Origin of the sequence: Kitasatospora sp. NPDC058046 (assembly GCF_042885595.1) — a bacterium.
Taxonomy (GTDB): Bacteria; Actinomycetota; Actinomycetes; order Streptomycetales; family Streptomycetaceae; genus Kitasatospora.
In genome coordinates this window covers 128,079-136,695 of record NZ_JBHVRS010000001.1, presented here as the reverse complement: position 1 = coordinate 136,695, position 8,617 = coordinate 128,079, and the positions used below count along the sequence as shown (strand labels likewise).

The following is an 8,617-nucleotide window of genomic DNA, read 5'->3' as shown; positions in this document are numbered from 1 at the left end:
GCGCGGCCCTGCCGGGCCGCGCCGCCGTCAGTACTTGGGGCCGATGCGGGCGTCCATCAGGGCGACGGACTCCCGGCGGGCGACGGAGACGTTGAATCCTCCGTTGGACCGGGAACCGGGCTTCCAGCGGACGCCGACGGCATCGAGGGCGGCGGTGAAGAGGCCGACGATGTCGGCTGAGGTGTTCGTGAAGAAGTAACGAGGGTACTCGTAGCGCTTCTTGACGCCGCCGACCGTTCGGGTCGTCCAATTGGTGATGCGGCAGCCGTCGGAATGGATCAGGCCGCGCAAGAACTCCCAGGGGTGGGCGTCCACGATCTCCTGCTGCCAGGGCGCGAGGGAGATACGCCGCAGATGCTTCGGCCCTGGGCCGTGTTGGGGGAAGAGGCAGGGCCAGTGCTTGCTGGTGCTGACGACGCTGGTGCAGCCGGGGGCACGGACACGGTTGACCTTGTTGTGCGGCATGACGGCCGAGACGGCTCGCTCGCACTCGTCGATGAGGCCGGGCCACCCGTCGCAGCAGGCGATGCGAAGGGCGTAGACCTCGCGGCGGCCCGCGCTGATGCAGCCGTCGCCGAGGTAGAGACCGAGCAGGTAGGCGTAGTTCGAGGGCGGGTGAGAGGGGCCGAGCCGGCCGTCTCGGAGCGGGCACTCGGCGGTCATGCGCGGGCTGGGTACGGCGCCGGAGGCCCACTCGCGGACCGAGGACCGGGATATGCCGGTCGCTCGGCTGACCTGGCTGAAGGTCAGCCCGGACGCGTGGAGGTCGAGCGCGCGCTGCCGCGTGGCGAGGTCGTACATGTCGCCGTCAGTGCTTGGGGCCGATGTGGGCGTCCATCAGGGCTACGGAATCCTTGCGCGCGACGGAGATGTTGACCTGGCCGGTGGGGCGGGGGATCGAGGCCTTCCACTGGACGCCGACGGTGTCGAGGGTGGCGGTGAAGAGGCCGATGATGTCGGTCGAGGTGTTGGTGAAGAAGTAACGCGGGTACTCGTAGCGGCGGACCACGCCGTCGACCGTCTTGGTGGTCCAGTTGGTGATGCGGCAGCCGTCGGAGTGGATCAGGCCGCGCAGGAACTCCCAGGGGTGGGCGTCGACGATCTCCTGCTGCCAGGGCTCCAGGGCTATGGTGCGTTCGTGCTTCTTGCCGGGGCCGTGCTGCGGGAAGTAGCACGGCAGGTGCTTCGAGTACACCTTGACGTTGTGGCTGCCGGGGCGCCGAAGGCGGCAAGGGGCGAGGGTAGGGAAGACCTGCCTCATGGCCGCCTCGACGGCGTCCATGATTCCGGGCCACTTGTCGTCGCAGGCTATGAAAAGACTGGCGGTTCGGTGCTGCTTCGGGTGGCTGATGTGACCGTCGCCCAGGTAGAGCCCGAGGAGGTACGAGTACGCGGGGCGGTCCAGATCGTCGCCGTAGCAGTGCAGGCAAGGGGAGCGCCTGCGGCCTGGGAGTTCGCCGCGTTTGGCCAGATCGCGGTGCTTCCACCAGGAGACCGTGCCAACGGGAAGGCCGAGTCGGCGAGCTGTCTCAGCGGTGCCGGCACCACGCCGCAAGAGGTGGACAGCTTGTTCACGAACGGAGAACTCGTGCATGGTGCCGAGCGTGTGCGAATGTTCCGGGCCGGTCGGGCGAATGGTCGAAAGTCCACTCGAACCGGTGAAGATCGCCAACCATTGTCCGAGTGGCGGCTTCCTTTGATTTGAAGGAAAAGTGCCCCGAGTGGGATTCGAACCCACACTGTATGGTGTTTGAGACCATTGCCTACTGCCAATTGGGCTATCGGGGCCTATGAATCGAAGCCCAAGGCCCCGACTGGCTGACTCAAACATACCGTGTCTAGGTACCCTCGTGCATGCAGTACCCCGCCGGAACTAGGAGCCCCGTGAGCACCGCCGACGAGCAGGCGCAGCCGCTTGAGACCGATACGCCCCAGATCACCCGGATTGTGATCGCCGAGGACGAGGCGCTGATCCGTCTCGATCTGAAGGAGATGCTGGAGGAGGAGGGGTACACCGTCGTCGGTGAGGCCGGCGACGGGGAGACGGCGGTGCGCCTCGTGGAGGAGCTGAAGCCGGATCTGGCGATCTTCGACGTGAAGATGCCGGTGCTGGACGGGTTGTCCGCGGCCGAGCAGATCCACGACAAGCACCTGGCGCCGGTGCTGATGCTGACGGCGTTCTCGCAGCGGGAGCTGGTGGACCGGGCGCGGGACGCGGGGGCGATGGCGTACATCGTCAAGCCGTTCTCGAAGTCGGACCTGGTGCCGGCGATCGAGATGGCGGTGTCCCGGTACGCCGAGATGCGGGCGCTGGAGAAGGAGATCGGGGATCTCAGCCAGCGGTTGGAGACCCGGAAGCTGGTGGACCGGGCGAAGGGCGTGCTGCAGACCAAGTTCGGGCTGAACGAGCCGGCGGCCTTCCGGTGGATCCAGAAGACGTCGATGGACCGTCGGATGACGATGGCGGCGGTGGCCGAGGCGGTCATCGAGGAGGGCGAGGCCCAGGACCGTAAGAAGGCGGAAGAGGCCAAGCCCGAGTAGGCGTGCGGGAAGGGCCCGGCAGAAGAACGTTTCTGCCGGGCCCTTTCGCGTGCGTACGGGCTCAGTCCTCGCCGAGGTAGGCCTTGCGGACGGACTCGTCGTGCAGGAGGTCGGCGCCCGTTCCGGAGAGGACGATGCGGCCGGTCTCCATGACGTAGCCGCGGTCGGAGAGGGAGAGGGCCGCCTGGGCGTTCTGTTCGACCAGGAGGATGGTCGTACCGGAGGACTTCAGTTCCACGATGGTGGACATGATCTTCTGCATCATCAGCGGGGAGAGCCCCATGGAGGGCTCGTCCAGCATGAGCAGCTTGGGCCGGGACATCAGGGCCCGCCCCATCGCGAGCATCTGCTGCTCGCCGCCGGAGAGCGTGCCGGCGGCCTGGCGGCGGCGTTCGCCGAGGATCGGGAACAGGGTGTAGGCCCGTTCGACGTCCGCGGTGATGCCGGCCGCGTCGGTGCGCAGGAAGGCGCCGAGGAGGAGGTTCTCCTCGATGGTCATCCGGGGGAAGATGTGCCGTCCCTCGGGGGAGTGGGCGAGGCCGAGGGCGACGATCCTGTGGGCGGGGACGGCCGAGAGGTCCTGGCCGTCGAACGTGATCCGTCCGGCGGTGGGCTTGAGCAGGCCGGACAGGGTGCGCAGGGTGGTGGTCTTGCCGGCGCCGTTGGTGCCGATGAGGGTGGTGACCTCGCCCTGTTCGACGGTGAAGCTGATGCCCTTGACGGCTTCGATCTTGCCGTAGGCGACGCGGAGGTCCTCGACCTCGAGAAGTGCGGTCACTGGTCGGACTCCGTAACGGCGGGGGTGGTGCCTTCGAGCGGGGCGCCCAGGTAGGCGGTGATGACGCGTTCGTCGTTCTGGACGGTCTCGCGGTCGCCCTCGACGATCTTCTGGCCCTGGACGAGCACCGCGGTGCGGTCGCAGAGGTTGAAGATGAAGCGCATGTCGTGCTCGATGACGAGGACGGAGATCCCCTTGTCGCGGATCGCGAAGACGAGTTCCTCGGCGGCCCGGGTCTCCTGGGGGTTCATGCCGGCGGTGGGTTCGTCGAGCAGCAGCAGGCCGGGTTCGGAGGCGAGGGCGCGGGCGATCTCCAGCTTGCGCTGCTCGCCGTACGGGAGGTTGCGGGCGAGGTGGTCGGCCTTCTCGGCGAGGCCGGTGAACATCAGGAGTTCCATGGCCTTCTCGCGGCTCTCGGCCTCGGCGCGATGGTAGCCGGGGCCGCGCAGGATGGCGGAGAAGATGCCCTCCTTGGTGCGGGTGTGCCGGCCGACCAGGACGTTCTCCAGGACGGTCATGTTGGCGAACAGCCGGATGTTCTGGAAGGTGCGGGCGATGCCGGCCTGGGTGACGAGGTGGGGCTTGGGCGGCAGCAGGGTGTCGCGGTAGCGGACGGCGCCCTCGGTGGGGACGTACAGGCCGGTGAGGCAGTTGAAGAAGGTGGTCTTGCCGGCGCCGTTGGGGCCGATCAGACCGATGATCTCGCCCTCTCCGACGGTCAGGGAGACGTCGTTGACCGCGGTGAGGCCGCCGAAGCGCATGGTGACGCCGGTGACTTCGAGCAGGGGTGCGGCGGTGGTGGTGGTCATCGGGTCGGTCACGCCCCTGACTTGGTGAGTGCGGTCGGCTCGCCGGCGGCCTGGGCCGGGACGGCGGCCTCGTGGAACTCCAGCTGGCGGCGCCGGTTGGGGATGAGGCCCTCGGGGCGGACCCGCATCAGGACGATGAGGGCGGCGCCGAAGGCGAGGAGCTGGTAGTCGGCGAGGAACTCGAGCTTCTTCGGGATGAGGAAGAGCAGGGTGGCGCCGGCCAGCGGGCCGCTGATGGTGCCCATGCCGCCGAGGATGACGGCGGCGAGCAGGAAGGCGGAGTTCGGCGGGAGGGCTTCGGCGAAGGTGTACTGGTCGGGGGTGACGGTGTAGCTGACGTGGGCCTGGACGGTGCCGGCCAGGCCGGCCAGCAGGGCGCCGAGGGCGAAGGCGAGCAGCTTGAGCCGGAAGCCGTTGATGCCCATGGCCTCGGCGGCGGTCTCGTCCTCGCGGATGGCGACCCAGGCGCGGCCGATGCGGGAGTTGCCGACCCGGGCGAAGACCAGCACGACCAGGGCGGTGACCAGCAGCATCAGCAGGTAGTAGTTGGAGAAGCGGCCGAGTTCGACGCCGGCCACGGTGTGCGGCTTGCCGAGGTCGAAGCCGAGGATCTGCAGGTCCGGGATGCGCGGGATGCCGTTGGAGCCGTTGGTGACCTTGGGGCCGGTGGTGCCGTTGAGGTTGAGCATGGTGATGCGGAAGATCTCGCCGAACCCGAGGGTGACGATGGCGAGGTAGTCGCCGCGCAGCCGCAGGGTGGGGGCGCCGATCAGGACGCCGAAGACCATCGAGACGACGGCGCCGGTGAGCATCGCGGCCCAGAACGGGAACTGGACGTGGATGGGCGAGGCGGGGGAGCCGGAGACCAGGGCGGCGGCGTAGGCGCCGACGCCGAGGAAGGCGACGTACCCGAGGTCGAGCAGGCCGGCCAGGCCGACGACGATGTTGAGGCCGAGGGCGACGGTGGCGAAGATCAGGATGTTGGTGGCGACCGAGGTGTACTGGTCGCTGGTCTGGGTGAACGGGAAGCCGGCGGCGGCGGCGAAGGCGGCGCCGGTGGTGACCGGGCGGTGCTTGACGGTCAGCGCGCGCAGTCGGGCGAGCAGGCCGGACCTGGTCAGGGCGGGGACGGCGAGGGCGACGAACAGCAGGTAGCCGGTGAAGAGTTCGCCGTACTCGGTGTCGATGCCGAAGGTGATCGCGAACAGTCCGGTCCCGAAGGCGAGGACGATGAGCAGCACCTCGACCCAGGAGGGGAGGGCGCGCGGCGCGGCCAGCGGGCGGTCGATCCGGCCCAGCCGCAGCCCGCTGTTGGCGAGGTGGCCGAGCTGGAGCAGCAGGACGACGGCGGCCGCGATGGCGAGGCCGCCGGACAGGGCGGTCATGACCGGGGCCACCGGCTTGTCGCCGGGGATGGCGTGGGCGCCGAACCAGGCGGCGGGGGCGACCGGGACGAGCAGGAAGAGGCGCCTGTCGAGGATCCGCAGCGGTACGGCGGTGCGGCGGTCGAGGGGCAGGCCGAGGGCGCCGAGGACGGCGAGCAGGCCGCCCGCGGCGAGCACCCAGCCGCCGGGTTCGAGGTTGGTGGTGCCGCCGAGCTCGGAGGAGATGGCGGCGACCGCGTAGACGGCGACGGTGAGGGCGCCGGTGGCGGCGTACAGGACGGCGTTGTTGCTGCGGGTGGGGGCGGCCCAGCGCAGGCCGGGGACGCCCTGGGCGGCGAGCAGCAGGACCAGGGTGAGCAGGCCGGCGGCGAGGGCGAGCCACTGGAGGCCGGCCGGGGAGCCGTAGTAGGTGAGGTCGCCGGGGAAGTCGGAGGTCCAGGTCCAGGACATGGCGGCGGAGGCGGCGGTGGCGAGGGCGCCGAGTCCGGTGACGGCGGCGGCGGCGCGGGCCGGCAGCGGGATGACCGGGGTCGTCTCGGTGTGGGTGGTGGTCATGGTGGTCACGCCCTGTCCGCGACGCGCTCGCCGAGCAGGCCCTGGGGCCGGATCAGGAGGACGAGGATGAGGAGAACGAAGGCCCAGACGTCCTTCCAGGCGCCGCCCCCGAAGAGGTGCATGCCGGGCAGGTGCTGGATGTAGCCGGTGGCGAGGGCTTCGGCGAGGCCGAGGGCGAGGCCGCCGAGCATGGCGCCGTAGATGTTGCCGATGCCGCCGAGGACGGCGGCGGTGAAGGCCTTGAGGCCGAGGATGAAGCCCATCCGGAAGTCGACCTGGCCGCTGCGCAGCCCGTAGGCGATGGCGGCGACGGCGGCGAACGCGGCGCCGATGGCGAAGGCCATGACGATGATGCGGTCGGTGTCGATGCCCATCAGCTTGGCGGTGTCCGGGTCCTGGCTGGTGGCCTGCATGGCGCGCCCGGAGCGGGTGCGGGTGACGAACCAGCCGAGGGCGAGCATGCACAGCGGGGCGGCGATGATCAGGAAGAGGTCGCTGCGCTGGATGGTGACGGAGCCGAGGCTGAACGGGTCGCCGGGGATCTTGGGGAAGACCCGGGCCTTCTTGGCGTCCGGGTAGAAGGAGAAGACGAGCTGCTGGAGCAGGATGGACAGCCCGATCGCGGTGATCAGCGGGGCGAGCCGTGGGGCGTTGCGCAGCGGGCGGTAGGCGAAGCGCTCGGCGGCGACGGCGGTGAGGGTGGAGACCAGGATGCCGGCGATCAGCATGAGCGGCAGGGCCAGCCACAGGGTGGTGCCGCCGGGGAGGGCGAGGTAGGCGGTCAGGGCGCCGAAGCCGCCGACCATGACGATCTCGCCGTGGGCGAAGTTGATGAGCTGGACGATGCCGTAGACCATCGTGTAGCCGATCGCGACGAGCCCGTAGAGGGCTCCGAGGATCAGGCCGTTGGCCAGCTGCTGCGGTAGGTCGTGCACCGCTGGGCCTCCGTAGTGCGTTCGGGGTGTCCGCGTGGGTGGTGGATGTGGGTGCGCGCGGGGGCACTCGTGGCGCCCCCGCGCGTGGTGGTGGTGAAGTGGCGCCTGTGGTAATGGTGGTGACTTGGTGTCAGCCCTTGAAGGTGCCGGACTTCTCCACGGCCCACTTGCCGTCCTTGACGGTGTAGACGGTGAGCTGCTTGTTGGTGGTGTCGCCGAACTCGTCGAAGGAGACGGTGCCGGTCACGCCGGCGAAGCTGACCTTCTGGACGGCGTCGCGGACGGCCTTGCGGTCGGGGACCTTGCCGTTGTTGTCCTTCACGGCCTGCTTGACGCCCTGGATGATGGCCCAGGCGCTGTCGTACGAGTAGCCGCCGTAGGTCTCGTAGGCGTCCTTGTAGCCGGCCGCCTTGTAGTCGGCGATGAACTTCTTGGCGGTGTCCAGGCTCTCGACCGGCAGGCCGACGGCGGTGGCGTAGTCGCCCTGGCTCTTGGGGTTGAGCTTGATGAAGTCGCCGCTCTGGATGCCGTCGCCGCCCATCAGTGGGATGTTGACGTTGGCCTCCTTGAGCTGGAGGGAGAGCGGGCCGGCCGCGGGGTACTCGCCGCCGTAGTAGACGGCTTCGGCGCCGGAGCTCTTGACCTTGGTGACGATGGCGGCGAAGTCGCGGTCGTCGGGGTTGACGTGCTCCTCGCCGACGAGCTGGCCGCCGAGCTTGGTGAACTCGCCCTTGAAGGTGCCGGCCAGGCCCGCGCCGTAGGTCTTCTGGTCGTCGATCAGGAAGACCTTGGTCTTCTTGGCGTCGTTGTAGAGGAACTGGGCGGCGAACGGGCCCTGGACGGCGTCGGTGGTGGCGGTGCGGAAGTAGGACGTGAACGGGCGCTTCTTCTCGCCGCTGGCCCACTTCTCGCCCTGGCTGAGGGCGACGCCGGTGTTGGCGGGGGAGACCTGGACCAGGCTGGCGTCGTCGAAGATCTGCTGCATCGACTGCGACACACTGGAGTTGAGCGGGCCGACGACGCCGAGGACCTTGGGGTCGCCGACCAGCTGGGTGGCGTTCTGCTGGCCGGGGGCGGGCTTGCCGGTGTCGTCGAGGGCCTTGATCTCGAACTTGACGCCGGGGACCTCGTTGGTCTCGTTGGCCTTCTTGATCGCGAGGTCGGCGGAGTTGCGGATGCCGAGGCCGAGGGCGGAGAGGTCGCCGGTGAGCGGGGAGTCGACGCCGATGACGACGGTGGTGGAGCCGGAGTTGGAGTTGCCGCCGTCGGCCTTCTTCTCTCCGCGGGAGCCGCAGGCGCTGAGGCTGAGGGCACCGATAACGGCAATGCTCACGACAACTGCTGAACGGTGACGCACGAGGGTCCCCTTCGGTTCAGGAGGCGCCCGCGCCGGAGTGGCGGGAGCCGGAGTGCGCGGAGGGCCTGGCCCAATCGAATGGCGCGGTGACTGGCCGTGACTCTAGATGCCCTTGGGCGACTCGGGCAGTACTGGGCGCAGGCTGTGATTCTCTTGTTATGAGCACACGGAGTATTTGTCTCACCATGTGGTCGTTCCGGTTCGATCGATCCCGAGCTGGCGGGCGTTTACGCGCTGGTAGGGCGATGTAAGGCCCA

The 8,617-nt window shown here is 69.1% G+C and carries 8 protein-coding genes and 1 tRNA gene; 1 reads left to right on the top strand and 8 read right to left on the bottom strand.

Annotated features, from left to right (window positions below; all coding sequences use genetic code 11):
- Positions 1-27: 27 nt before the first annotated feature.
- From ACFVU7_RS00635 to ACFVU7_RS00625, 3 genes are all read right to left on the bottom strand, one after another.
- Positions 28-801: a helix-turn-helix domain-containing protein gene (locus ACFVU7_RS00635; protein WP_388043618.1), complete on the bottom strand. Its 774-nt coding sequence runs from the start codon at positions 799-801 to the stop codon at positions 28-30.
- A gap of 7 nt (positions 802-808) precedes the next feature.
- The gene (locus ACFVU7_RS00630) at positions 809-1,594 is read right to left on the bottom strand and encodes a helix-turn-helix domain-containing protein (RefSeq protein WP_388043616.1); all 786 of its coding nucleotides are present in this window, start codon (positions 1,592-1,594) and stop codon (positions 809-811) included.
- Positions 1,595-1,713: 119 nt separating this feature from the next.
- Positions 1,714-1,788 (bottom strand) — tRNA-Leu (locus ACFVU7_RS00625).
- Between the two features lie 66 nt (positions 1,789-1,854).
- Here ACFVU7_RS00625 and ACFVU7_RS00620 point away from each other — a divergent pair.
- Positions 1,855-2,541: an ANTAR domain-containing response regulator gene (locus ACFVU7_RS00620; protein WP_380777030.1), complete on the top strand. Its 687-nt coding sequence runs from the start codon at positions 1,855-1,857 to the stop codon at positions 2,539-2,541.
- Positions 2,542-2,602: 61 nt separating this feature from the next.
- Here ACFVU7_RS00620 and ACFVU7_RS00615 read toward each other — a convergent pair whose 3' ends face one another.
- The 5 genes from ACFVU7_RS00615 to ACFVU7_RS00595 form a co-directional block, all read right to left on the bottom strand.
- A complete protein-coding gene (locus ACFVU7_RS00615) occupies positions 2,603-3,319 on the bottom strand; it encodes an ABC transporter ATP-binding protein (RefSeq protein ID WP_049651557.1) in 717 nt (238 codons plus the stop codon).
- On the bottom strand, positions 3,316-4,128 hold the full coding sequence (locus ACFVU7_RS00610; RefSeq protein ID WP_049651563.1) for an ABC transporter ATP-binding protein: 813 nt from the start codon (positions 4,126-4,128) through the stop codon (positions 3,316-3,318). Before ACFVU7_RS00610 ends, ACFVU7_RS00615 begins: the two co-directional genes overlap by 4 nt.
- 8 nt (positions 4,129-4,136) lie before the next feature.
- Complete coding sequence (locus ACFVU7_RS00605) at positions 4,137-6,068, bottom strand: branched-chain amino acid ABC transporter permease (protein ID WP_388044157.1); 1,932 nt, start codon at positions 6,066-6,068, stop codon at positions 4,137-4,139.
- A 5-nt stretch (positions 6,069-6,073) separates the two neighbouring features.
- On the bottom strand, positions 6,074-7,003 hold the full coding sequence (locus ACFVU7_RS00600) for a branched-chain amino acid ABC transporter permease (protein ID WP_380738786.1): 930 nt from the start codon (positions 7,001-7,003) through the stop codon (positions 6,074-6,076).
- Between the two features lie 130 nt (positions 7,004-7,133).
- On the bottom strand, positions 7,134-8,360 hold the full coding sequence (locus ACFVU7_RS00595) for a branched-chain amino acid ABC transporter substrate-binding protein (protein ID WP_049651560.1): 1,227 nt from the start codon (positions 8,358-8,360) through the stop codon (positions 7,134-7,136).
- Positions 8,361-8,617: the final 257 nt, after the last annotated feature.